26 protein-coding genes and 1 tRNA gene are annotated in these 24,038 nt (G+C 68.6%); 9 read left to right on the forward strand and 18 right to left on the reverse strand.

The features are described 5' to 3' along the window. Positions 1-105: 105 nt before the first annotated feature. The 3 genes from PQI23_RS11240 to PQI23_RS11250 all read right to left on the reverse strand — a co-directional run bounded on the left by PQI23_RS11240 (position 106) and on the right by PQI23_RS11250 (position 3,434). The gene (locus PQI23_RS11240) at positions 106-1,062 is read right to left on the reverse strand and encodes a 1,4-dihydroxy-2-naphthoate polyprenyltransferase (RefSeq protein ID WP_339974558.1); all 957 of its coding nucleotides are present in this window, start codon (positions 1,060-1,062) and stop codon (positions 106-108) included. 3 nt (positions 1,063-1,065) lie between these two features. Further along, a complete protein-coding gene (locus PQI23_RS11245) occupies positions 1,066-2,322 on the reverse strand; it encodes an AMP-binding protein (protein ID WP_339974560.1) in 1,257 nt (418 codons plus the stop codon). A 197-nt stretch (positions 2,323-2,519) separates the two neighbouring features. After that, complete coding sequence (locus PQI23_RS11250; protein WP_339974562.1) at positions 2,520-3,434, reverse strand: 1,4-dihydroxy-2-naphthoyl-CoA synthase; 915 nt, start codon at positions 3,432-3,434, stop codon at positions 2,520-2,522. A 55-nt stretch (positions 3,435-3,489) separates the two neighbouring features. Here PQI23_RS11250 and PQI23_RS11255 point away from each other — a divergent pair, with 55 nt between their 5' ends. Beyond that, a complete protein-coding gene (locus PQI23_RS11255; RefSeq protein ID WP_339974564.1) occupies positions 3,490-4,488 on the forward strand; it encodes an o-succinylbenzoate synthase in 999 nt (332 codons plus the stop codon). 36 nt (positions 4,489-4,524) lie between these two features. Further along, positions 4,525-4,989, forward strand: a complete 465-nt coding sequence (locus PQI23_RS11260; RefSeq protein ID WP_339974566.1) for a hypothetical protein — start codon at positions 4,525-4,527, stop codon at positions 4,987-4,989. A gap of 160 nt (positions 4,990-5,149) precedes the next feature. On the opposite strand, the gene PQI23_RS11265 is transcribed toward PQI23_RS11260, so the two are convergent. The 4 genes from PQI23_RS11265 to PQI23_RS11280 all read right to left on the reverse strand — a co-directional run bounded on the left by PQI23_RS11265 (position 5,150) and on the right by PQI23_RS11280 (position 11,831). Next, positions 5,150-6,349, reverse strand: coding sequence for a cobalamin-independent methionine synthase II family protein (locus tag PQI23_RS11265; protein WP_339974568.1), 1,200 nt, complete (start codon positions 6,347-6,349; stop codon positions 5,150-5,152). 62 nt (positions 6,350-6,411) lie between these two features. After that, a complete protein-coding gene (locus PQI23_RS11270) occupies positions 6,412-8,145 on the reverse strand; it encodes an AMP-binding protein (RefSeq protein WP_339974570.1) in 1,734 nt (577 codons plus the stop codon). Positions 8,146-8,150: 5 nt separating this feature from the next. Then, positions 8,151-11,252 (reverse strand): hypothetical protein, encoded by a 3,102-nt coding sequence (locus PQI23_RS11275; RefSeq protein ID WP_339974572.1) that lies wholly within the window; start codon positions 11,250-11,252, stop codon positions 8,151-8,153. Between the two features lie 51 nt (positions 11,253-11,303). Then, positions 11,304-11,831 (reverse strand): adenine phosphoribosyltransferase, encoded by a 528-nt coding sequence (locus tag PQI23_RS11280; RefSeq protein WP_339974574.1) that lies wholly within the window; start codon positions 11,829-11,831, stop codon positions 11,304-11,306. A 113-nt stretch (positions 11,832-11,944) separates the two neighbouring features. On the opposite strand from PQI23_RS11280, the gene PQI23_RS11285 reads away from it, so the two are divergent. Next, a tRNA-Arg gene (locus PQI23_RS11285) sits at positions 11,945-12,021 on the forward strand. A gap of 81 nt (positions 12,022-12,102) precedes the next feature. Then, positions 12,103-12,960, forward strand: a complete 858-nt coding sequence (locus tag PQI23_RS11290) for a CPBP family intramembrane glutamic endopeptidase (RefSeq protein WP_339974576.1) — start codon at positions 12,103-12,105, stop codon at positions 12,958-12,960. 74 nt (positions 12,961-13,034) lie between these two features. Here PQI23_RS11290 and PQI23_RS11295 read toward each other — a convergent pair whose 3' ends face one another. After that, the gene (locus PQI23_RS11295; protein ID WP_339974578.1) at positions 13,035-13,508 is read right to left on the reverse strand and encodes a small multi-drug export protein; all 474 of its coding nucleotides are present in this window, start codon (positions 13,506-13,508) and stop codon (positions 13,035-13,037) included. 216 nt (positions 13,509-13,724) lie between these two features. Here PQI23_RS11295 and PQI23_RS11300 point away from each other — a divergent pair, with 216 nt between their 5' ends. The 3 genes from PQI23_RS11300 (at position 13,725) to PQI23_RS11310 (ending at position 15,860) form a co-directional block, all read left to right on the forward strand. Next, positions 13,725-14,927 (forward strand): sensor histidine kinase, encoded by a 1,203-nt coding sequence (locus tag PQI23_RS11300; protein WP_339974580.1) that lies wholly within the window; start codon positions 13,725-13,727, stop codon positions 14,925-14,927. After that, the gene (locus PQI23_RS11305) at positions 14,924-15,538 is read left to right on the forward strand and encodes a response regulator transcription factor (protein ID WP_339974581.1); all 615 of its coding nucleotides are present in this window, start codon (positions 14,924-14,926) and stop codon (positions 15,536-15,538) included. The genes PQI23_RS11300 and PQI23_RS11305 overlap by 4 nt, the downstream gene beginning before the upstream one ends. Positions 15,539-15,665: 127 nt before the next feature. Then, the gene (locus PQI23_RS11310) at positions 15,666-15,860 is read left to right on the forward strand and encodes a hypothetical protein (protein ID WP_339974582.1); all 195 of its coding nucleotides are present in this window, start codon (positions 15,666-15,668) and stop codon (positions 15,858-15,860) included. A 116-nt stretch (positions 15,861-15,976) separates the two neighbouring features. Here PQI23_RS11310 and PQI23_RS11315 read toward each other — a convergent pair whose 3' ends face one another. The 3 genes from PQI23_RS11315 to PQI23_RS11325 all read right to left on the reverse strand — a co-directional run bounded on the left by PQI23_RS11315 (position 15,977) and on the right by PQI23_RS11325 (position 17,377). Then, positions 15,977-16,132, reverse strand: a complete 156-nt coding sequence (locus PQI23_RS11315; protein WP_339974583.1) for a zinc transporter permease — start codon at positions 16,130-16,132, stop codon at positions 15,977-15,979. Positions 16,133-16,248: 116 nt separating this feature from the next. Continuing rightward, positions 16,249-16,533: an ArsR/SmtB family transcription factor gene (locus PQI23_RS11320; RefSeq protein ID WP_339974584.1), complete on the reverse strand. Its 285-nt coding sequence runs from the start codon at positions 16,531-16,533 to the stop codon at positions 16,249-16,251. A 49-nt stretch (positions 16,534-16,582) separates the two neighbouring features. Continuing rightward, on the reverse strand, positions 16,583-17,377 hold the full coding sequence (locus PQI23_RS11325) for an SDR family NAD(P)-dependent oxidoreductase (RefSeq protein ID WP_339974585.1): 795 nt from the start codon (positions 17,375-17,377) through the stop codon (positions 16,583-16,585). Between the two features lie 72 nt (positions 17,378-17,449). On the opposite strand from PQI23_RS11325, the gene nhaA reads away from it, so the two are divergent. Beyond that, complete coding sequence (nhaA, locus tag PQI23_RS11330; protein ID WP_339974586.1) at positions 17,450-18,787, forward strand: Na+/H+ antiporter NhaA; 1,338 nt, start codon at positions 17,450-17,452, stop codon at positions 18,785-18,787. Here the strand turns inward: nhaA and PQI23_RS11335 are convergent. The 5 genes from PQI23_RS11335 to PQI23_RS11355 form a co-directional block, all read right to left on the reverse strand. Then, on the reverse strand, positions 18,772-19,323 hold the full coding sequence (locus tag PQI23_RS11335) for a DUF488 domain-containing protein (RefSeq protein WP_339974587.1): 552 nt from the start codon (positions 19,321-19,323) through the stop codon (positions 18,772-18,774). The two genes, nhaA and PQI23_RS11335, sit on opposite strands and share 16 nt — an antisense overlap. Further along, the gene (locus tag PQI23_RS11340; RefSeq protein ID WP_339974588.1) at positions 19,313-20,101 is read right to left on the reverse strand and encodes an alpha/beta hydrolase; all 789 of its coding nucleotides are present in this window, start codon (positions 20,099-20,101) and stop codon (positions 19,313-19,315) included. The genes PQI23_RS11335 and PQI23_RS11340 overlap by 11 nt, the downstream gene beginning before the upstream one ends. Further along, positions 20,101-20,901 carry a nitroreductase family protein gene (locus tag PQI23_RS11345; protein WP_339974589.1) on the reverse strand — a complete coding sequence of 267 codons (801 nt, stop codon included), beginning with the start codon at positions 20,899-20,901 and terminating at the stop codon, positions 20,101-20,103. Before PQI23_RS11345 ends, PQI23_RS11340 begins: the two co-directional genes overlap by 1 nt. Positions 20,902-20,968: 67 nt before the next feature. Next, a complete protein-coding gene (locus tag PQI23_RS11350; protein ID WP_339974590.1) occupies positions 20,969-21,307 on the reverse strand; it encodes a hypothetical protein in 339 nt (112 codons plus the stop codon). 27 nt (positions 21,308-21,334) lie between these two features. Further along, positions 21,335-21,664: a DUF7882 family protein gene (locus tag PQI23_RS11355; RefSeq protein ID WP_339974591.1), complete on the reverse strand. Its 330-nt coding sequence runs from the start codon at positions 21,662-21,664 to the stop codon at positions 21,335-21,337. A 177-nt stretch (positions 21,665-21,841) separates the two neighbouring features. On the opposite strand from PQI23_RS11355, the gene PQI23_RS11360 reads away from it, so the two are divergent. Beyond that, complete coding sequence (locus PQI23_RS11360) at positions 21,842-22,201, forward strand: hypothetical protein (protein WP_339974592.1); 360 nt, start codon at positions 21,842-21,844, stop codon at positions 22,199-22,201. Positions 22,202-22,220: 19 nt separating this feature from the next. On the opposite strand, the gene PQI23_RS11365 is transcribed toward PQI23_RS11360, so the two are convergent. Continuing rightward, the gene (locus PQI23_RS11365; protein ID WP_339974593.1) at positions 22,221-23,135 is read right to left on the reverse strand and encodes an SMP-30/gluconolactonase/LRE family protein; all 915 of its coding nucleotides are present in this window, start codon (positions 23,133-23,135) and stop codon (positions 22,221-22,223) included. Between the two features lie 2 nt (positions 23,136-23,137). Then, complete coding sequence (locus tag PQI23_RS11370) at positions 23,138-24,034, reverse strand: SDR family oxidoreductase (RefSeq protein ID WP_339974594.1); 897 nt, start codon at positions 24,032-24,034, stop codon at positions 23,138-23,140. Positions 24,035-24,038: the final 4 nt, after the last annotated feature.

Consider the following 24,038-nt stretch of genomic DNA (forward strand, 5'->3'; position numbering starts at 1 on the left):
CTCCTCTCCGGGGTCAGGGTTCCGCTGTTCAGCCTAGCCAGGCCGCGCGCCCGCGCACAAGAACCGCGTCGCACACCAGGCGATCCTGCGCCGGATCGCCCGGCGTCAGAACGCGAACGCGATCCCGAGCAGCACGCCGTACGCGAGCGCGGCGAGGCTCGTGAGCTGCAGCACGAGGATGAGCTCGCGCGGCGTCTTCGCGGTGAGGGTGATGATCGAGGCCGGGATCGCGATGAGGAGCACGAACCAGACGAGGATCATGCCCGGCTGCGCCACTGCGTAGAGCGCGGGCACTGCGAACGGGAGCAGCACGCACACGACGTAGAGGATGCGAGACGCGCGATCTCCGATGCGCACCGCGAGCGTGCGCTTGCCCGCGAGGCGGTCGGTGGGGATATCGCGGAGGTTGTTCACCACGAGCACCGCCACGGCGAAGAGCCCCACCCCGGCACCGGCGATCCACGGCTCCTGCACCTCGATGTCGGTCTGCAGCCACACCGTGCCGACCGTTGCGACGATGCCGAAGAACACGAAGACGACGACCTCGCCCAGTCCCGCGTATCCGTAGGGTCGCTTGCCGCCCGTGTAGAACCACGCGGCGACGATCGCGACCGCGCCGAGAGCGAGGAACCACCAGCGTTCGCTGATCACGACCGCGATGATCCCCGCGACCGCGGCGAGCGCGAAGAAGGCGAGCGCGAGTGCGAGCACACGCTTCGGGGCGACGAGCCCCGAGCCGGTGAGCCTCGCGGGGCCGACCCGGAACTCGTCGGTGCCTCGGATCCCATCCGAGTAGTCGTTCGCGTAGTTCACGCCGATCTGCAGGAACACGGCAACCGCGAGCGCGAGCAGACTGAGCGTGAGCGAGAAGCTCTGCACCATGTGCGCGATCCCGCTTCCCGCCGCAACGGGCGCGACGGCGAGGGGGAGCGTGCGCAAGCGCGCGCCGCCGACCCAGTTGCGCCAGGTGATGCGCGGCGGGGCGCCCGCTGCAGCCTGCCGCTCAGCGGCCGCCCGAGCCGCCGGATTGCCCGAGCGTCGTCGGTCTCTCGCCTGGTTCACGTCTTAATCCTTCTCTCGTCGCGCGCTCGCGCCGCTCGTATTCGCGACGGGCGCGCTGCGCCGCACCTCGTCGAAACTCGATCGCAGCCGGCCCATCCAGGCCCCGATCGCAGCAAGGTCGGGCTTTCCGCCGGGCAGGCGTGGAATCTCTTCCATCTCAGTCACCCACTCGGGCATCGCCGCGGGGCCGAGCGATGCGCGCAGCGCCTCCCGCACCCGCTCGAAGGTGAGACGTTCGCCCGCCCCGTCGCGTTGCATGTCGACCACGAGCGAGACCCGTTCGCCCCATTCGGGGTGCGGGGCGCCGAGTGCCACCGCGTTCTCCCACCCCGTCTGCTCGCGCACGACGCGCTCGACCTCGTCGAGCGAGACGTTGACGCCGCCCGAGATGATGACGCGGTCGAGGCGCCCGGTCACCGTCAGCATGCCGCCGAGCAGCTCACCCGAATCGCCGGTGCGATACCAACGGACCGGAATTCCGTCGCGGCCCTCCTCGGTGACGAATACACGATCGGCGAGCTCGGCGTCGCCCACGTAGCCCAGGGCGAGCGACGAGCCTGCGAGCTGCACCTCGCCCGCGCGAATGCGCACGCGCGTATCACCGATCTCGACACCGTCGTAGACGCAGCCGCCCGCGGTCTCCGTCATGCCGTAGCTGCGCTTCAACCCGACGCCGAGCACGTGCGCGCGGCTGCGCAGCGACAGGCTCATCGTCTGGCCGCCGACCAGCACCGCGTCGAACCGGCGCAGCACATCGGCGGCTGCGCGATCCTGCTCGACGTGATCGACCAGCCGCGCGAACTGCACCGGCACCAGCGACACGTAGCGCCGGTCGGCGTCAAGCGATTCGGCCTGCTCGAGAAACACCGCCGGATCGAAGCCTCCGTCGAAGAAGACGGGCTGGGTGCCGGCGAGTTCGCTGCGCACCAGCATCTGCAGGCCCGAGATCAGGTGCGTCGGCAGCGAGACCAGCCACTGTCCGTGGCCCCCGAACCGCTCGGCCGTCGCCTCGGCACTCGCGCGCAGGGCATCCGCCGAGAGGGCGACCGCCTTCGGAGTGCCGCTCGACCCCGAGGTGCGCACGACGACCGCGGTGCCCTCCGGCAGCTCCTGCTGCTGCAGCGCCGCGATCTCGTCGGGGTCCGTGCCGGGCGCGACCGGGACGATCGGCGCGCCGCCGTTCAGCGCGTCGGCGAGGCCGGCAGTCAACCAGGCGCGGTCTTCGGTCGGGATCGCGCGGAGTCGGTGGGGCGAAGTCACCCGACCAGGGTACTCCGCGTCGCGGTGCGGCTGCTGCGGCCCCAGTGCGCTCCGTGCCCGCGCCGGCCCGCGGCCCCCGCGCCCTCTCACTCCCTCCCACACCCTCTGTGTGCGAGCGGGGTCACTTTCGGAGTGTGTCGGCGGGGTGAGGCGCTGCAACACACTCCGAAAGTGACCCCGCTGCGCGCCGGCCCCGCTCAGTAGTGGTACGGGAACGGGCTCCAGTCGGGTTCGCGCTTCTCGAGGAACGAGTCGCGGCCCTCGACCGCTTCGTCGGTGCCGTATGCAAGGCGCGTCGTCTCCCCCGCGAAGAGCTGCTGGCCGACGATCCCGTCGTCGACGGCGTTCATCGCGTATTTGAGCATCCGGATCGCGGTCGGCGACTTGCCGAGAATCGTCCGCGCCCACGCGATGCCCGTCCGCTCCAGCTCCTCGTGCGGCACGACCTCGTTCACGGCGCCGATCTCACGCGCGCGCTCCGCGGAGTACTCCTCGGCGAGGAAGAAGATCTCGCGCGCGAACTTCTGGCCGACCTGCTTCGCGAAGTACGCGCTGCCGTACCCGGCGTCGAACGATCCGACGTCGGCGTCCGTCTGCTTGAACTTCGCGTGCTCGCGACTCGCAATGGTCAGGTCGCAGACGACGTTGAGCGAGTGCCCTCCGCCCGCCGCCCACCCGGGCACGAGGGCGATGACCACTTTCGGCATGAATCGGATCAGCCGCTGCACTTCGAGGATGTGCAGTCGTCCGGCGCGGGCGGCCGCCTCCGGACCCACGGCCGCCTCATCCTCGGAGTACTTGTAGCCGTCGCGTCCGCGAATGCGCTGATCACCGCCGGAGCAGAACGCCCACCCGCCGTCTTTGGGGCTCGGCCCGTTGCCGGTGAGCAGCACGACGCCGACCCTCGGGTTCACCCGCGCGCGCTCCAGAGCGTCGGCGAGCTCGTCCACGGTCCGGGGGCGGAACGCGTTGCGCACTTCGGGGCGATCGAACGCCACTCGGGCGATGCGCCCGTCGAGGCTGAGGTGCGAGGTGATGTCGGAGTATCGGTCGGCCCCGGGGGCGATCTCCCACTCGGCGGGGTCGAAGAGCTCGGATACCTGCTGCGTCATGCCCCTAGCCTAGATCGCTGACGCCGCACCCGACTCGGCGTGGCAGGATCGAAGCATGCCCTCTGCCGCGCTCCCGCCGCTCGACGAGGTGATCGCTGCCGCTCACGTCGTCGCGATCCCGACGCGAACCCGCTTCCGCGGGATCACGATGCGCGAGGCCGTGGTGTTCGACGCGCCCCAGGGTGCGAGCGAGTTCTCCCCGTTCATCGAGTACGACGACGCCGAGGCCGCGCCGTGGCTTGCGGCGGCGCTCGACTTCGGGTGGGCCCCGCAGCCGGACGCTCGGCGCGAGCGCATCGAGGTGAACGCGACGGTTCCGGCGGTGCGCGCCGACGAGGTGGAGGCGATCCTCGCCCGGTTCCCGGGCTGCGCGACCGCGAAGGTCAAGGTCGCCGAGCGCGGGCAGAGCCTCGCGGATGACATCGCGCGAGTGAACGCAGTGCGCGACGCGCTCGGCCCCGAAGGTCTCGTGCGCGTCGACGCGAACGGCGGCTGGAACGTGGACGAGGCGGTGACGGCCCTGACGCAGCTCGCCGGCTTCGGCCTCGATTACGCGGAGCAGCCGAGCGCGAGCGTCAGCGACCTCGTCGCGGTGCGCGAGCGCATCGGCGAGCGAGGCATCGACGTGCGGATCGCGGCCGACGAGAGCGTGCGAAAAGCCGAGGATCCGCTCGCCGTCGCCCGAGCCGGCGCAGCCGACGTGCTCATCGTCAAAGCGCAACCGCTCGGCGGCGTGCGCAGGGCGCTCTCGATCGTCGAGGGCGCGGGGCTGCCGGTCGTCGTCTCCAGCGCGCTCGACACCTCTGCGGGCATCGCGATGGGGCTGCAGCTCGCGGCCGCACTCCCCGACGACTTGCTCGCGGGTGCGTGCGGGCTCGGCACGGTCGCGCTGCTCGACGGCGACGTCGCACGTTCACCGCTCGTGCCCGAGCGCGGGTCGATCCCCGTGCGGCGGCCCGCACTCGACCCCTCGCTGCTCGACCGCTATCGAGCGGCGCCGGATCGCGTGGACTGGTGGCGCGACCGCCTGACCCGCACGTACGCGCTGATCTGATCCGCCCATCCCCCCACCGCACTGCATCGGAACCCTATGTCATTCGCCGCCCCCGACGACGCCATCGCCGCCATCCTGGCCCTGAACTCCCCGCAGGTGCCCTTCGCATTCGCGCCCACGTCGACCGGAGTCACCGGAGTGTGGAATTACGCCGACGCCCAGTGGGCGGGAGTACTCGCGGCGGGCGCCGTGGACCGCACCTTCGCCCTGGACGTGGTGCTGTCGCCCGACGGCACGTACACGATGACCGATCACTCGACGCAGATGAACGTGCAGGCCGGCGCGGGCGGCGGCAGCTTCTCGTACACGAAGTTCAGCGGCCGCATCCGCTCCAGCAGCTTCGACAGCAGCGCGGCTCCGATCGCCCGCGACCACGGGGAGGTGGGCCACACGTTCGGGTGGCGCTTCGACAGCGAGGAGATGCGCCGCCCCGTCGAGCAGACCCTGCAGCAGCTCGGCTGGAAGAAGCGGGGCTTCTGGGCGCGGCTGTTCGGCGGCTGATCCGGACGAGCCGGATCGCCGACGCGTCGCGCAAGCGATCCGCATTCCGCAAGCTCCCCACCCCGGGAAACACCTTGCAGAACGCGGATCGCTTGCCGAACGCACGGGCCGCGTCCGAGTAGGAGTCCGAGTCGGAGTGGGGGTAGCCGCGCGACCCCGCTCAGACCAGCTTCGCGGCGCGGCGCGCGCCCTCGCCGAGCGCCTCGAGCTTCGCCCAAGCGATCTGCGGGTGCACGCGCCCGCCGAGGCCGCAGTCGGTCGCAGCGATGACGCGATCCGCACCGACGACGTTCGTGAAGCGCTGGATGCGCTGAGCGACGAGGTCGGGGTGCTCGACGAGGTTCGTCGAGTGGCCGACCACGCCCGGAACGAGGATCAGGTCGTCGGGGATGATGCTCTTGTTCTCCTCCCACACCGCCCACTCGTGCTCGTGACGGGCGTTCGCCGCCTCGAAGGAGATCTGACCCACGTTCGCGCCGAGCACGGTCTTCAGGATGTGCTTCAGCTCGATGTCCGTGGTGTGCGGGCCGTGCCACGACCCCCAGCAGAGGTGCAGACGGACCTGCTCCTTCGGCAGACCCTTGATCGCCTCGTTGATCGCGTCGATGCGGATCTGCGTGAAGGCGAGGTAATCCTCGACCGAGGGCTCGGGGTTGATCTGGTCCCAGTTCTCCGCGAGCGACGGATCGTCGAGCTGGACGATGAGCCCGGCGTCGGTGATGGCGCGGTACTCCTCGCGCAGCGCCTCGACCCACGCGTCGATGTGCTCCTGCTCGGAGGCGTAGAAGTCGTTCTGGATGCGCGCGGCCGACCCCGGGGCGATCGCCGTGATGAATCCCTGCTCGCCGGGCTGCAGCGCGGCCTTCAGGTTGCGGGTGTCCGTCGCGACGAGCTCCTGGCCCGTGTACGTGATCGCATCGGTCGTGGTGGGGAACGGCGTCGCGTTCTTGCCCGTGCTGATCCCGTCCTGGTACGCCTCCGAGAAGCGCACCCAGTCGCGCCGATCCGGGAACGAGGTGAGCTGGATGTTGCCGGGCGTCGAACGCACGGGCTCCTGCGTGAAGATGTTGCGCTCGGTGACCGTCAGCCCCGAGGTGCGCTGGAACGAGTACGTCCACCACGCGCCGTAGTCGACCGCGTTCGACATCGCCTTGCCGAATTCGCCGTCGCCCGGCTGCGTGATGCCGAGTTCTCGCTGACGTGCGACGACGTCGCGCACGGCCTCGGCGACGAGCGCGTCGAACTCGGGGGTCGACTGCAGCGTCAGCCCGTCGTCGGCGAAGGTGCGCGCGGCGTTCGCCTCGATGAGCGCCTGCGTGCGGGGCAGGCTCCCTGCGGTTGTGGTTTCGATCTGCGTCATACCTCGAAACTATCCGGCAGGATCGCCCGGACTGCAATTGCGTGACGCCGCATGACGGCGGATCAGCCCTTCAGGCCGGGGAAATCCTCCTCGCGCCATTCGCTCGCGATGCGCTCGTCCGACGCGTGGGCCGCTTCTTCGCGCTGGCGCAGTTCGATGCGGCGAATCTTGCCCGAGGTCGTCTTGGGCAGATCGAAGAACTCGACCCGACGCACCCGCATGTACGGGGGCAGCGCACCGCGCGCGTGTGCGAGCACCTCGCGGGCGGTCGTCTCGTTCGCCTCGACGCCGGCGGCGAGCGAGACGTACGCCTTCGTCACGTTGAGCCGGGTGTCGTCGGGGGCGCCCACGACGGCGGCCTCGGCGACGAACGCGTGCTCGATCAACGCGCTCTCGACTTCGAAGGGCGACACCTTGAAATCGCTCGACTTGAAGATGTCGTCGGTGCGCCCGACGAACGTGAGCACGCCGTTCTCGTCACGGTGCGCGACGTCGCCGGTGTGGAAGAGCGCGTTCCGGGTGGCGCGATCGGTTGCCGCCGGGTCCCCGTAGTACCCCGGCATCAGATTGACCGGGCGCTCGGGCTCGAGCCGCAGGCAGATCTCGCCCTCGTCGGCCTCCTCGCCGGTCGTCGGATCGATGAGCACGGCTGCGACTCCCGGGAGCGCCCGGCCCATCGCTCCCGGCACGATCGGTTCGCCGGGCAGGTTGCCGATGAGCGCCGTCGTCTCGGTCTGACCGTAGCCGTCGCGGATCTCGAGACCCCACCACTCGCGGATGCGCGCGATGACCTCCGGGTTGAGCGGCTCACCTGCTGACACGATCTCGCGCAGTGCGCGCGGCTTGCGGGTCAGCTTGCTCTGGATCAGCATGCGCCAGACCGTGGGCGGCGCGCAGAACGTGTTGACACCCGCGCGGTCGAGCTCGGAGACCAGGAACTCGGCGTCGAAACGAGCGTAGTTCGCGACGAAGATGGTCGCGCCGACGTGCCACGGCCCGAAGAAGCTCGACCAGGCGTGCTTGGCCCAGCCCGGCGCGCTGATGACGAGATGGGTGTCGCCGGGGCGCACGCCGAGCCAGGAGAGCGTCGTGAGGTGTCCGAGCGGATAGCTCGTGTGCGAGTGCACCACGATCTTCGGCAGGCTGGTGGTGCCCGAGGTGAAGTACAGAAGCGCTGGATCAGCGCTCGTCGTCGTCTTCGCGATCGGCGCGAGCGACGCCGCCGAGGATTCCTCGTACCGCGTCCAGTCGTAGAGTCGGGCGCGCTGGTCGGCCGGCGCCGCGTCGAATCCGACGCCGATGCCGCGGTAGTCGCCGGGCACGTCGCCGAACTTCATCGCATCCTCGGCGGAGGCGAACACCCACCGCACCGTGCCGCGCTCGACGCGGTCGACGAGCTCGTGCGGCCCGAGCACCACCGATGTCGGCAGCAGCACGACGCCGAGCTTCATCGCGGCGAGCATGATCTCCCACAGCTCCACGCGATTGCCGAGCATGAGCATTGCGACGTCGCCGCGCTTCGCGCCGATGCTGCGGAACCAGTTCGCGACCTGATCCGAGCGCTGCTTGAGCTGCGCGAACGACCGCTTGAGCTCGCTTCCGTCCTCCTCGACGATCCACAGAGCCGTCGTATCGTTGCCGTCGGCGATCGCATCGAAGATGTCGTGCGCCCAGTTGAAGTCGGGCCCGACGTCGGGCCACTCGAATTCGGTGCGCTGGCGCTGCGGCTCTCCCGCGAGCGCGAGCAGCTGATCCCTGGCGGCGAAGAACGCGGTCGTGGCGTCGATGTGGGTCATGCCCTCTATTCTGCTCTCTTCGCCCGACTCGGCCGCGTTCGCCGCGCGACTATCACGGCCTGCGCGATCACCGCGGTCAGCATCACCGCGCCGAGCGCGATGGCGCCTCCGCCCCTGACGTCCCCGCCGGGCATCGGCAGCACGACCCAGCAGAACAGCACGCACTGCGCCAGTGCCAGCACGGGAACCGACACCCAGGATGTGAGACGCAGGCTGGCGCTCGCCGATCGCCGCCCCCGAGCGACGAACGCGATGACGCCCACCGACGCGGCGACCACCGCGCCCAGCAGAACGAAGAGCACGACGAAGGGCAGGTTGACCGCGCGGTCGTACTGCTCGAAGGCTTCCGCTTCGACATCGGCGAATGTGCCCGGCGAGAAGTTCAGCAGCGCTCCGAGATCACCGTTCAGATCGAGCGCGTACTGGCCGAGCGAGTCGTTGATGTCGGGATCGATCGACCACTCCCCTGCCGGTGCGCCCGTCGAATAGTCCTCGGCAGTTCGCGACTCGACGCGATCGGCGTCGATCTCGACGACGAGCGCCCCGTCGGCGCGCTCTCGCTCAGAGCCGATGCGCAGTTCGTAGTGCGTGCGATCCTCCAGCTCGGCCTCGTCCGTGTAGAAGCTATGCTCGCCGACCCAGGGTTTGGTCACGTTGCCCCGTTCGAGCGGGATCTTCGGCCGGTCCGGGTCGGAGTCGATCCAGCCCGCGTCGGTCAGCTCGTCGACGAGGTCGGGGGCGATCGTGAGCTGCACCCGAAGCGGGCGCACGGGGAGCTTCGCACCGAAGTAGTCGCCGGGCTCCGCGTAGTATTCGTCCTCCCAGTGCGACAGCCAGGCCGCCCAGCGCACCTGCTGCCCGGCATCGAGCATGCCCGGGGCATCGACCGCAGCACTGTTCAGGGAATAGGCGATCGCAATCTCGTGCTCGCCCGAGAGCACCTCGGAGAACTGCGTGAGCATCGCCGTACTGCGCGTGCCCTGCTGCGGCAGCTCCGTGTACGGTGCCGGATCCCCGTCGATCGTGACCGACTGGAGCTCGAACCCGAGCGATTGACCGAGGCGCTCGTTCGGCCACTCCTTCGCGAATTGCGGCACGTGCGACGACGAATCGTCGAAGATCACGTCGAGCCGCTCGACGACCTCCAGTTGCGCCGCTCCGTCGGCGCCGCGCCGCAGCTCGGCTTCGATGTCGAAGCCGGAGACCTCGCTGTAGAACGAGCCCGGAAGGTCGTTCGACCAGGTGATGTACTCCGTGTCGGTGCCGTACGGGGCGGGTTGCGTGGACACGGTGACGATCGATCCCGCGAGCACGGCGGCTGCCGCAGTCAGGGCGAGCAGCGCGGGCACGCTCACGAAGTGCTCGGTGCGCCATCCGCGCGAAACGCCGCGGTCGCCGGCCTCCACGGCCGCGTGCTCCATCACCTTGCGGCCCGCGCGGCGGGGGCGTTCGAAGAGCAGCGCGTACGGCAGGAGCGGATCGTCGAGCGGCCCGCGGTCGAGCAGTCGCGTGCCCCTCGCCCACACGTCGATGCCCTTGAGCTGCTGCATCGCAAGCGCTCCGGCGCGTGTGAGCGGGCGAGGCCGCGACACTGCGATGTTCGAGAGGATCGCCAGCGCCGTCGAGACGAGCACGAAAACGGCGGGCCACCAGACGACCGCGAGAATCACCTGGTGCGAGAGCTGGCGCAGTAGGCCCCACTGCAGCAGCATGATCGCAATCGGCGCCACCGTGAAGAAGTCGCGCACATAGCTGTCGGGCGCCCAGCGAAGGCCTGCCTGCACGGCGGCATCGCTCGCTCCCCACGAACGAGTCTTCCGCAGCACCGTGGGCGTATTGCCCGCGGTTCCCGCCCGACGCGCGGCTCGCGCGAGGCGCCGCAACCAGGCCTCTCGACGAGCCGGTGACCGTCGTGGCGGGTGCTCGAGTGCACCGATCAGTTCGACGTGTCGCCGCTTGCCCATGAGCTCAGCGGCGAGCGCGGGCGGCATCTGATCGGGCGGTTCACTGCGAGGAAGGTACCAGGGCTCTCCTGCGCTATCCGCCCACACCACGCGCCTCGCCGCGAAGGCGAAGAGCGTGAGCACGCCGAGCAGCACCATCGGCAGCAGCGGACCGTAGGTCTGCACCCAGAAGAGGGCGGTGGTCTCGGGTTGCGTGAAGGTGCCCGGCTCGAACGACGCACTCACGTAGAGATCGGCGTTCGGCGGAAGCGCGTCGTCGTTCGAGAACGCGTATCGCACCCCATCCGCGCTCTCCCCTTCTGGGCTCAGCCATTCGGTGCCGCTGATCAGCAGCCATCCCACGTACGCCTGAGGCGACCGCACGAGCGCGTCGTCGACCTCGGGAGCCAGGGTCAGCGACACGTCGATGCCCTTCGTGGCCTGCGGCCATGTCGGGGCGAAGAGCGGCCAGTCGAAACTGTCGACGGCCCGATCGGTCGCGTCGTCGACGTCGGACGTGACGAGGTCGTGCAGTTCGTATGTGAGTGCGATCTCCTGCGTGCCCGACAGGGGCTCCCCGTCGACGCGAGCCAGTCGCACCTCGGTGGTGGTCGGAGCGCGTCGCACGTCGATCTCGGCCTCAGCGCCGTCGATCGTGCCGCTGGTGAGCTCGAACCGCACGTCGTGCCCGTGATACTCGCTCAGGATCGTGCGCGCCACGCTCGCTTCCGGCCCGTTGCGGAAATCCGCGTCGAAGCGCTCGCTCACCGTCGCGACGAATCCACCGCCCGCCTCCCGGTCGACGACGTAATCGATCTCTGCGTCGCGCGCGATCCAGTCGACGTCGTCGATCTCCGCCGACGCGATGACGTCATCGAAGTCGAGGGGCTCATTGATGACCGGCCCGACCAGGAGGAACACTCCCACGAGAGCCACGAGCGCCCAGAAGTAGCGGATCGCATTCCGCATGGTGGTGTCGCCGCGCGCCCGCAAGCGCGTCTCGACGAGCTGCAGCACGCGAGCGAGCCAGCGGAACAGCGGCGTGTGCCCGGGCTGCGGATCGGGGATCCTACCGGACCTGAGAACTTCGGGGTCGCTCCCCGCAAGATCGAAGAAATCCGGCGACGGGAGTCTCCCGCTGCTGCGCTTCGGTGCCCGGCTCATGCTGGGTGGCTGCTCACGCTGCGCGATTTCGTCGACTCATGGGCATGAGCGTCAGCTGCGGAAGACCGTGTGCAGGGCGGCGTCCCCGACGGTCTCGCGCCCGCCGAGACCCTCGATCTCGAAGAGGACCGACGTGCCGGAGGCGACGTACCCGAGCCGCTCGATGAGCTCGTGGGCGGCGGCGAGCGTGCCCCCCGTCGCGAGCACATCGTCGATGAGCAGCACGCGAGTGCCGGGCGCGAAGTCGTCGTGAGCTTCCACCTCCGCGGTGCCGTACTCGAGTTCGTAGCCGACGCTCGCCGCCGGCCGCGGCAGCTTGCCGGCCTTGCGAACCGGCATCAGCGCGGTGCCGCTGGCGTACGCGGCGGCGCTCGCCAGCAGAAACCCGCGCGCTTCGAGCCCTGCCACGACGTCGAAGGATCCGATGAACGGCTCGATCAGAGCATCGACGGTCGCGCGCAGCGCGGCAGCATCGCCGAGCAACGGCGTGATGTCGCGGAACAGGACGCCCGGCGACGGATAGTTGGCGATCTCGCGGATCAGTGCTTCCGCGCGGGCGAGTTCTGGGCTCAGTGACACGCGAACCAGGCTACCGCGAGCCTGCGACACGCGCGGCGTCCCGGCGCACCTGCGGCCCGATTTTCGTTTTCTCGACGTCTCGTGTAGTCTCTTTCGAGTTGGGAAACCAACGGGCGCCCCTAGCTCAGCTGGATAGAGCATCTGACTACGGATCAGAAGGTCAGGGGTTCGAATCCCTTGGGGCGCACCAGTTGTTCAGAACCCCGTCGCAGATGCGGCGGGGTTCTGTCGTTTCCGCATGTCGGCGACTCCGGCCTGGCACGATGGACGCATGCGCACTCACCATCGTCTCGGCAGGGCGATTCTTCTCGCGTGCGGGGCGCTCGGGGCGATGTCGCTCGTGACCGTACTCATCGCTTTTCCGAACGGGGCTCCCGTATCACGGGATCCGGGAGCCCCTGCGATTCCATGGTGGGTGACGCTGCTGCCCGCCGCCGTGGGCATCCTGCTTACGCTCGTGCTCCCGGCACGGGCGGCGCCGCAACCGGCGATCGGCACGTCACCCGCTCGTCTCGCATCGTCGATCTGGGCGCTCGTGGCGATCGCCGCGCTCTTCCCCGCACTCGTCCTCGCCCTCGACCTCGGCGGCTCCCCCGAGTACCTCCTGATGAAGTTCCTGGTGATCACCGTCGCGGCTGCGGTCGTCGTGGCGGTAACCAAGGGCGTGCGCATCGACCGAGCATCGGGACCGTGGAGGTGGTGGGCGCCGGCACTCGTGATCGTGGTGTGGACGGTGCTGTCGCAAGTCGCACCCTGGAACCCCGCGCTGCCCGCGATGGACATCGATCCCGTCTACTTCGCGGTCGCCGCCCTGCTGACCGCCCTGACCGCCGGCGTCGGGGAGGAGCTGTTCTACCGTCGGTGGCTTCAGACGAGGCTCGAGGCCGCGCTCGGCGCGTGGCCGGGCATCGCGCTCACCGCGCTGCTCTTCGCGCTCATGCACCTCGGCTCGCACGGCAGCGGCGAGGTCGTGCTCGATATCGCCCGCGTCATCGTTGCGCAGGGATCCTTCGGGCTCTTCGTCGGCATCATGTGGTGGCGCTACCGCAACCTCATCGCCATCATCGTCGTGCACATCATCGTCAACGGCTGGGGCGCCGTCGCCCTGCTGCTGGGACCATCTGCCTGAGCCGATAGCGAGAGCGGGGCGATGACCTCCGCGCCGCCGCGCTCATCGCGCGAATCCCCGCGGGGCCCTGATGGTCAGCTGACGACGGCCACGCCGAGGGCCGCGAGCACACCGAACACGACGCCCCAGATGATGATCGAGATCACCTGCCAGAGGATCACCTGGTTCTTCGGCGCACCGAACGACACCATCGCCGCAGACGTGATCTGGCTCGGCAGGAACAGCTGCCCCAGCAGGCTGACGCCCGGCACTCCATAGCGGTCGAAGCGCTGCTTCAGCTTCTCGCGGCGAGGGCTCAGCGGCTTCGCCGCCTTCCCCTTCGTCGCACTCGCACGGACGCCGTGCGCGGTGAGCACGAAGATCAGCATCGAGATCACGTTTCCGACGACCGCGGCCGCGATGGCCACGACCGGATGAATTCCGACGATCACCCCGATCGCCGAGCCGAAATACGACTCGACGAAGGGAATCGCGGCGATGATCAGCACTCCGAGCCACTGCAGCAGTTCGGGGAGGGAAGCGGCGAAGTCCTGGAGAGTGGTGATCATGGAGACCTTTCGTGTCGAGGGGAATTCATGCTGCACCGGGGCGAGACGCGCCCCGGCTTGCGCAGTACCTCAATCGTTCCCCGCGACGTTTCGGTGCAGTAGTGCGCGCGCGTCACCTCACGGCGTGCGCATCTGCACGTCTCGGACATGACATCTGTCACACGAACCGCCCATTGCCGCCGCACCCGCCCCGGTCCTCGTAGGCTGGTCAGCGCTATGAATGCTGCCGACACTCACCGGGCCCCAGCGGCCGGTGTCACCGCGACGTGGAACTACACGCTCGGCTCGATCGTGTTCCTGTTCGTCGTCATCGACGCGATCATCGCGCTCGACTTCCTGGCCGTGTTCTCGAGGACCCGAAGCCCGCTCGTACTCGCACTGCTGCTGACGGGTCTGCTCGCCGCAGCAGTCAGGATTCGCTACTGCTGGTTCCTGCGCGATGACGAGTCGGCCGCGACGCCCCCGCTCGGCTGGAGCATCGCACTGTTCGTTCCCGCAGTTGCTTCGTGGGCGCTCGCCTTCGCCTCGCCCGAACTCTCGATCTACGGGGCGGCGCAGATCTGGTTCTCAGGCGTGCTGTTCGCCGCGGTGCTCCCCGGAGCGCGCCGATGGGGAGTCACCGGCCTGACGCTGATTCTGACCGCACTCCCCGTGCTCTCCCACCTTGCGCGGGGGTCGGCGACCCTCCAGCGCTCCATCGAGATCCCCGATTGGCTCGTACTCGTCTACGGGGCCCTGCTCCCGTTCATGCTCTTCACAAGCCTGTGGTTGTGGCGGATCATCCGTCGGCTCGATGAGGCACGCGCTCTCGCGGCCACACTCGCCGTCACCCAGGAGCGGCTGCGTTTCGCCGCCGACCTCCACGACATCCAGGGGCATCACCTGCAGGTCATCGCACTGCAGGCGGAACTCGCGGAGCGCACCCTCGGCGCCGACGCCGAGCGCACGGCCGCGCAACTCGCCGAAATACGCCTGACCGCGAAGCACGCGATGGAGGAGACGCGCTCGCTCGTCGCGGGACTCCGCCACGTCGACCTCTCCGACGAACTCGAGAACGCCCGCGAGGTGCTGACGCTCGCGGGCGCCGAATGCGCGCTCGAGATCACTGCCATTCCAGCCGACCCGGCATCCCGGCAGGTGCTCGCCTTCGCCGTGCGGGAGGCGACGACGAACATTCTGCGGCACAGCACCGCGGCCCGGGCGACCATCGTGCTCGCGCGGTCCCGCGAGGGATTCGCACTCACGGTGACGAACGACGGCGCGGGAGACACGGCGAACGCGAACGAGGGATCCGGCCTCGCGGGATTGCGCGACCGCCTCGCAGCCGTGGACGGCACGCTCTCCGCCGGACGGGACGCAGCTCTCGGCCCTGACCGCTTCGAACTGAGCGCGTGGATTCCAGATGGAGAGGCCCGATGACCGGCACGATCCGGCTCCTGATCGCCGACGACGAGCAGCTCATCCGCAGCGCTCTCGAAGCCCTCCTCGAACTGGAGCCCGACATCGATGTCGTCACCGGCGCGGACGATGGCGCCGCAGCGGCGGCGCTCGCCATCGAGTTGCAACCCGACGTCTGTCTGCTCGATCTCGAGATGCCGGGCACCGATGGCATCGAGGCCGCGAAGCTCATCGCCGACGGCGCTCCCGACGCGCGCGTCATCATCGTGACCAGACATGCGCGCCCTGGCGTGCTGCGTCGTGCGCTCGCCGCGAAGGTCGCCGGATTCGTCCCGAAATCAACGCCGGCGGGCGAACTCGCGCAGGTCGTCCGCGACGTCGCAGCCGGAAGGCGCTACGTGGACCCGGAGATCGCGGCGGCCGCACTCACCGCGGAGCAGTGCCCGCTGACCGATCGCGAACTCGACGTCCTCCGCGCTTCGCGCGAGCATTCGAACGTGCGCGAGATCGCGCACGCCCTGTTCCTCTCTCCGGGCACCGTGCGCAACTACCTGTCCGCCGCGATGACGAAGCTCGGGATGAGCAACCGGCACGACGCCGCCGAGCATGCCTGGCAGCAGGGGTGGATCTGACGCGGCGAGGCTAGGCACATCGAGCACTCGCGATGCCAGGGGCTTGCGCGGCGGCCGGGACGCTCGGACGATGGAGGTACTGCGCGGCGGATCCATCGTCGCGAGGTGTGAACAGGAAGGAGCACTGATGGCTGATCACGTGGGCGACGATCAACTGCCCGGGGACGAAGAGGCGCAGGACGTCACCGAGAACGCCGAGACGCACGACGATATCGCGGAGAACCCCGGCTCGGACAAGGTGTCGCACGAGCACGCCGACGCTGTGGCGGACGAATGGGGCGAGGATTCCTTCCCCGGAAGCGACCCGCCCGCGCACTACTGAACGTTTCCTGGAGCGGCGCGTGATTCCGCCGAGCAGGAGAATCATGCGCGTTCACGCACTGAGGGCCAGCGGAATCCGCTGGCCCTCAGTGCGTCATCGGCGCGACAGCGCCGCTCCTAGTGCTCGTCGTAGTGATCGTCGTGCGCTGCGTGCTTGTGCCCGTCGTGCACGTAGTCGACGTGATCCCCGTGCTGCACGATCTCGTGACCGCAATCGGTGCCGTGCTCGTGCTCGGCGACGGTGTGCTCGGCGTGGTTGTCGGTGGCGCTCATGGTGCCCCTCTCGGCTCATCTCATCGTGTCTTCTTCAATCGCCCGCGGCGCGAACAACACCAGTCGACCACACATATAAACAAATTGCAATACGTGCAGCCAAATGAGAACCGTTCTTAACTGGGCTCGAGCGCGTGCTTCACGGCGTCGGCGACGATGTGAGCGACGTGCAGGTCGGCGATCTCGTACCGCGCCTCGCGCCCCTCCCGGTGCACCGAGACGAGGCCTGCCGCGCGCAGCGTTCGCAGGTGCTGCGACACCAGCGGCTGGGAGAGGGAGCTCGCCTCCGCGAGCCTGCCCACCGTCGACGGGGCTTCCGCGAGGATCGTCAGCAGACGCAGGCGGGACGCCGACGACAGCGCCTTGAACAGCTCCGCTGCGGCTTCGAGGTCTTCAGTCATACGCACATATAAGCACATGCGCATCGATCGAGAACGAGGCCCGGCACCGTCACTCGCGAATCGCCGCTCCCCGATCCTCCATGATCGAATTCCCGCCGTCGACGATGATGACCTGACCGGTCACGTACGACGCATCCTTCCCCGCGAGCCACGCGATCGCGCTCGCGACCTCCTCGGGCCGCCCCGACCGGCCGACTGGAGTCGCGTCGCCCATGCGGATCTCGTGCGGAGTGGACGAACCCGTCGCGATCCATCCGGGGGCCACTGCGTTGGCAGTCACCCCGTGCGCAGCGAGATCCATCGCGGCTGCTCGCGTGAGTCCGACCGCTCCCGCCTTCGCTGCGTGATAGGCGATGTCGCCCGGATACGCGGTGACCGGCCCGGAGAGCGAGGCGACATTGACGATGCGCCCCGATCCACTGCGTATCAGGGCTGAAGTCGCTGCGCGGGTGACGAAGAGCATCGTGTCGAGATTGCGCCGCAGGGCGGAGTCCCACTGCGTGTTCGAAATGTCGCCGATGCCCGCCGGTTGCTCCGGGTCGCTCACCGAGGTCATGCCCGCGTTGTTCACGAGCACATCGAGCCGCCCGTACGCCGCGAGCACCTCGCCGACCGCGCGATCCGCCTCGGCGGAATCGGTGAGATCCGCGACGACCGATACCACTTCGCACCCCGTGTCGCGCAGCTCGGCCGCCCGCTCCTCGATGCGGGCGGAGGTGGCTGCGATGCCCAAACGGTACCCCGCCTCCCCGAGCGCACGCGCAGCTGCGAAGCCGATCCCGCTGTCGCTTCCGGCACCCGTGATGAGCGCAACGCGGGAGTACGATGCGGTGGAGATGGACATGCGGCCTCGTCTCTCGAGCGGAACGGGGATCGCCGCTGCCGTGCCGACGGCGGCATAGGATGGAGTCTCATCATGTCGCATCCAAGCCCGAAGCACGAGCCGACCTTCCCCGAATACGGGAGCTACCGCGAAGCCGGCCGCATCACGACGCTGCTCCGCAAGGAGACGGTCGGGGGCATCCTGCTCGTCATCGCCGCGGCCGTAGCGATCATCTGGGCGAACTCCCCCTGGTCCGACGCCTACGTCGCCCTGCGCGATTTCGAGATCGGGTACGAGCCCTGGCACCTCGAGCTGAGCCTCGGCACGTGGGCCGCCGACGGCCTGCTCGCGATCTTCTTCTTCCTCGTCGGGCTGGAGCTCAAACGCGAATTCGTCGAGGGGGATCTGCGGAACTTCCGCTCCGCGATCGTTCCGATCACCGCCGCCGCCGGCGGCGTGCTCGTACCCGCGCTGATCTACACGGCGATCGCGTCGCAGCGACCCGAGCTGCACCATGGCTGGGCGATCCCGACCGCGACGGACATCGCCTTCGCCGTCGCGGTGCTCGCGATCATCGGCTCCCACCTGCCGCCCGCCCTGCGCATCTTCCTGCTCACCCTCGCGGTGGTCGACGACCTGCTCGCGATCAGCATCATCGCGCTTTTCTACACCGACCACATCGAGGTCGTCCCGCTGGTGCTGGCCATTGCGGTCATCGCGGTGTACGCCGTGGTCGCACAACGGTTCCGCGTGTTCTTCAGCCGTCACGCCGCTGCGGCGTGGTGCATCCTGCTGCCGGTCGGCATCGTCGCGTGGGCCCTGATGCACGCGTCGGGTATCCACGCGACGATCGCCGGCGTACTCCTCGGCTTCGCGATCCCTGTTCTGCATCGGAGAGAAGTGCGGGACGAGGCTCTCGGAACCCCGGGGCTCGCTGAGGAGTTCGAGCACCGCTTCCGACCGATCTCCGCCGGGTTCGCCGTCCCGGTGTTCGCGTTCTTCGCGGCCGGCGTTCCGATCGGAGGCGTCGACGGGCTGCGCGACGCGTTCACCCACCCGCTCACGTTCGCGATCGTGATCGCGCTGGTGGTGGGCAAGCCGATCGGAATCCTCACGTCGACGTGGGTGATGACGAAAGTGCTGCGCGCCAGGCTGGATCCTGAACTGCGATGGATCGACATGGTCGGCGTCGGCCTGCTCGCCGGAATCGGCTTCACCGTATCGCTGCTCATCGCCGAGCTCACGTTCGCTCCAGGAACGCAGGAGCACGACATCGCGAAGGTCGCCATTCTCAGCGCGTCAGTCGTCGCCGCCATTCTCGCCTCGCTGCTCCTCGGCTCGCGCAATCGTCGATATCGTCGCATCGCGCAGCGCGAGGCCGTCGACGCCGACGACGACGGCATTCCCGACGTGTATCAATCGGCGGGGTAGCGCACGGTCGCGCCCGCGCCGATCCGAGCGCCGGCGGTCAGCTCGGCGCGCGAGCAGCGGCCGTCCGGCATCAGATGCCCGACCTCCACGCCATGGGCGATGAGATGGTCGGCGACGATTCTCCGATGGCAGCGCCACCACACGGCCTCGGCGCACATGAGTGCCGAGAGCCCGTCAGTGCTCGTGAGCTGAAGCAGTCGCTGCAGACCGGAGTGGAACTCACCTGTCGTCGCGTAGTCTGCGTACCGGTGGAAGCTCGCGTTGCGCCAGAACGCATTCACCCCGGGATCGACCTCGGCCGTCGACTTCCGAAGCCCTCCGAGACGCTCCTCCCGTTCGTACGCGATGCCCGCGCCGCGCAGGGAATCGGCGAGTGCATCGGCGTCGAACTGCGGGAATCTGCGAGAGCCCGGCAGCTTGCGGATGTCGACGATGCGAGTCACCCCTGCCTCGCCGAGCAGCTCGATGAACTCCTCGATGGGGTGAGTCGAGTGGCCGACCGTCAGGATCTGCGCGCCCCCGCCATCATCGACCACGAACGCCTCCCTCCTCCGCAGCGAGGCCGAAGAAACTCTCGAGCGCTGCACTGATCTCCGCCCGCGCTCGATCGTCAGAGATGGTCGGCGTTCCGTCACCCGGCTGCTCGCCGTAGGCGCCGAACTGCGCGTGCACCGCGCCCTCGATCGCCTCGAACACCGTGTCATCGGGAAGATCGGCGCGCGACACCTCGATCTTCTCCGGCGTCGCCAGGCCGTCGTTCGCCGCCGAGAGCGACAGCACATCGAGGTCGTCGCGGTGGGCGAGGGCGTCGTCCGCGCAGTACGAGGCGAACAGCACGAGCGCCTGCACCGTCTTCGGGTCGGAGGCGGCGAATCGCCACGCCTGCACGCCCCCCATGCTGTGGCCCCCGACCGCCCACGTATCGACCTCGGGGGCGAGGCCGGTGAAGTCGCTGAGCGGACGCGTCTCCAGCAATGGCAGGTTCAGGAAGGACTGCACGATGACCACCGTCCGCCCCTGCGCCACGGTCTCCCGGAACGTAGCCTCGTACGCCTCGGGCTCGACCTTCGCTCCCGCGAAGAAGACGAGGCCGCTCTCGCCGGCGCCGCTCGTCGGCGTCATGACGATCGCGCCGTCGCGCTCGGCCACCGAGACGCGGTCGTCGCGAGCGACCTCGGTGAGCGGCTCCGGCAGCGCCGCGTAGGTGAGGTTCGCCCAGAACACGAACGCCCCGATCGCGAGGACGAGCACTCCCAACACCGAGGCTCCGACGACGCCGATCACGCGCCTCGAACGGTTCTTCGTCGCGCGCATCAGACGGTCGCGTCGTCCCAGCCCTGCTGCGGCGTGCGGCACGTCTCGCGGTACACGAACTGCGAGGGCGGGCGGCGTTCCCGGCTCGACCAATCGATCTTCGGCCGCTGCTGGTCCTTCGGCACGTACCCGAGACGGTAGAGCGCCATCAGTTCCAGGTGATCCGGCACGTCGAGCAGCTTCGACAGGCGTTCCCACTGCTTCGGCGCCTCCATCGGGAACGAGATGAACTGAATGCCCATCCCGAGTTCGACGGTCGTCAACCAGATGTTCTCTACCGCGGCGCCCATGCTGAACTGGCAGTAGAAGTCGGCGAGCGGGTGAGCCGCCCGCTCCTCTCGGTCGAGCATGACGCCGAAGATCAGCGGAGACCCGGCGACGAGCTTCCGATTCTCCTCGCCGAGCGTCTGAGGGACTCTGAGCATGCGCATCATCGCGAGCCCGGAGGCCGTGAACACGGCGCGGGTGAACGGGCGGAGGGGAGCCGGCAGCTTGTCGAAGTACATGCCGGAGCGATGCTCCGCCATCTCCTCCGCACTGAACCTGAAGTGCCGCTTGTAGCGCGTGAAGAACGACCCCTCGCCGATGACCGCGGTCATGGATTCGCCGCTCACGCGCGCTATCGTGTCGATCGTGTCGCGATCCTCGATCACCACGAAGCGCCACGGCTGACTGTTGAACTGCGATGGCGCGGAAGCAGCGGCGGCGATGAGCAACCGCTGATGCTCCTCGGAAACGGGATCCGGCAGGAACGGCCCGTTCGTCGTTCTCCGATTGAACAGCACGTCGCGAAACTCCATGCTCGCCTTCCTCTCACTCCTGCAGAACTCGATACGCGGCAGCGTCAGAACCCGACGCCGGGCAGCGTCAGAACACCGCAGCCGCCCAGAGCAGCAGCGCGATCGCGAAGCACGGCGCCGCCACCAGCCCGATGATGATGTGCGTGCTGGGGCTGCGCCGCACCGGTCTTCCGAAGAACGGCAGTGAGGCGAGCGGCACCAGTGCGACGATGAGTGCCGCTCCCCGGGCGGGCTGGCCGGGAAACGACGTCAGCGCCGCGACCGCTGTGAGCCCGAGGGCCACGAAGAAGACGCGTCCGTGCCACGCTCTGGGAACGCGGCGGCCTCGCAGGCTCGCGGTGCCGATGCCGACATTCGCCGCGTATGCGGCGCATGCGAGGACGGTCCACGGCAACTCTGCGAACATGAACCCACCCGCTTGCTGACGACGCCGTCAGACCAGGTCGGGGTTCTTCTTCGCGTAAGCCTCGGCCTCTTCCTCGCTGATCACGATCAACCCGCGGGGGGTGTTCGACAGCGCGTTCAACGCTCTGAGCCACGTCACGTTGAGTTCCGGGCGCTTGCTCCCCGAGAAACGGAACGCCACGGTTACATACGGCGAGAGCCACACCGACACCCGGCCGCTGCCCTGCTCGGGCGTGCGGGTCCAGCTGAGGAAGAAGCTCTCCTGCTTCAGAAGTTTCTGGCCGATGACGGTCTTGAGGTGCGTGAGCACGCGATCCTCGAACTCGTAATCATTTCCGCCGTGAATGAGAAAACCCATGCAAGCAGCATGGCACACTCGGGCAGATTCGGGCAGGCTCTTCCTCGATCCTCCTCCGAGGCCGAGGGGCGGGCGCTAAGGCGGTGGAGGATGCGCACGCTGCCCCGCGTATACCCGGCACTCCCCGAAAAGCACAAGCGCCTGATGCTCCGCGGTTTTGCGTGCGAGTGTTGCAGCATGAGAACGATCACCTACGCCGGAGAAACCGTCACCACCACTGACGATGTCGCTGAGGCGCTGGTCAAACTCACCGCCGCCGTCGCCAAGAACGGACGTGCGGAGGCGGTGAGGATCCCCATCGTCACGGAGGATCACGACCACGTCGGCACCGCCGATCTCGTCATCGGGGTCGGAAACGATGTGCTTTCGCTGCCTGCACCGTGGGCCGGCGACGAGCAGCCCGATTTCTCGCAGCAGGCGGACGAACTCCGAACGCACCCGAGCTATCCGCAGCCGATCACCGGTGGCCCGCTCCTCGACGAGGAGATGCAGGCCACCGGCTGGGACTTCGAACTCGAGGGCTTCGACCGCCCCTGACAAGGCGCCGGCGACCGAATCACTCCGTATCGGGTCGCCCCGTGTTCGTCGTCGTTCCGAACGCGTGGACCGGCCGACCGCGAACTCCGCCGTCGAAGATGTAGATCGCACCCGAATCCGGAGCCGCCCGAAGCTGCTCCTCCGTGAGATTCTCGCGGGCCGTGCCGACGAGCACGACCTCGAGGTCAGGCCCTGCGAACGCCACCGACGTCACGTTCGGCACGGGGATCGCCACTTCTTCGAGCAGATCTCCGTTCGGAGACCAGCGGGCGACGACGCCCTCACCGTACAGGCCGTTCCAGAACGTCCCGTCCTCCGCGAGCGCGAGTCCGTCGCTCGGGCGCCCTGTGACGAAGGGCTCGAGTTCGCCGAGCAGGCCGCCCGGGCCGTACGAACCGCGGTAGATCGTCGAGGTCGACGTATCGGTCACGTACATGGTGCGGCCGTCGTCGGACCACTCGATGCCGTTGGTGATGCCGAACCCGCCGCGCAGCACCGTCACGTCCCCATCAGCCGAGACCGACCAGAGATCCGCATCCGGGGTATCGCCGATCACGCTCAGGCCCCCGACCACGAACCGCCCGAACGGGTCCACCTTCCCCTCGTTCAGGCGCATGCCGGAGCGGCGGTGGCGCAATCGCGCCACCTCCCGCACGAGCTCGCCGTCGGCGTCGAGCAGCGCTACGGAGTCCTCCAGTGCGACAACGTATCCGCCCTCGGGGCCAGGGCCCGCCGCCGGCTGCACGGCCGATAGCGGCGGTGGCAGCCGGATCACGCGATCCTCGCTGCCGTCCGCCGCTCCGTCGAGTCGCCCGCGGTGCAGCAGGCCCGCGACGATGTCGACCCACACCACCTCTTCCGTTCGCGCATCCCACCAAATGCTCTCGACGAGAATGCCGGGTGACGACCGGAACATCCGCACGTTGCGCGTCATCGTCACGGCGTGGGCATGCCGCCGTTGACGTTGAGCGTCTCGCCTGCGACGTAGCTCGACTCGGCGGACGCCAGGAAGACGTAGGCGGGGGCGAGTTCGGCCGGCTGACCCATACGGCCCAGCGGGGTCTCGGCGCCGAACTCCTCGATCTTCTCCTGCGGCTGACCATCGCTCGGCTGCAGAGGCGTCCAGATCGGCCCCGGAGCGACGGCGTTCACGCGGATGCCCTTCGGCGCCAGCTGAGCCGCAAGCCCCTTGGTGAACGCGTTGATCGTCGCCTTCGTCGAGGCGTAGTCGACGAGGATCGCCGCCGGCGAGTACGCCTGGATCGACGTGGTGTTGATGATGGCCGACCCCGGAGCCAGGTGCGGCAGTGCCGCCTTGGTGATCCAGAACATCGCGTACACGTTCGTCTTGAACGTGTCGTCGAACTGCTCATCGGTGAGGTCGGTGAGGGCCTCCTGGTAGACCTGCTTCCCACCGTTGTTGACGAGGATATCGAGGCCTCCGAGTTGCGAAACCGCATCGGAGACCAGCGAGCGGCAGTAGCCGGCATCGCGCAGATCGCCCGGCAGGGTCGCGACCGTCACGCCGGCGTCGCGCAGAATGCCCGCGACGCGCTGCGCGTCCGTCTCCTCCTCGGGGAGATAGGAGATCGCGACGTCCGCGCCCTCGCGTGCGAAGGCGATGGCGGTCGCCGCCCCGATGCCCGAGTCGCCGCCGGTGATGAGCGCCTTGCGTCCCTTGAGACGCCCGCTCCCCCGATAGCTCTCCTCTCCCAGATCGGCCTTCGGCGTGAGGTCCGCATCGAGGCCGGGTTCGGGCATGTGCTGCTTCTGCGGCTTGATGTCCGCATAGAGTTCGGCAGGGTTGACGAAGGTGTACTGGTCACGTGACATGGTG

Source organism: Leucobacter sp. USCH14 (genome assembly GCF_037619215.1).
Lineage (GTDB): Bacteria > Actinomycetota > Actinomycetes > Actinomycetales > Microbacteriaceae > Leucobacter.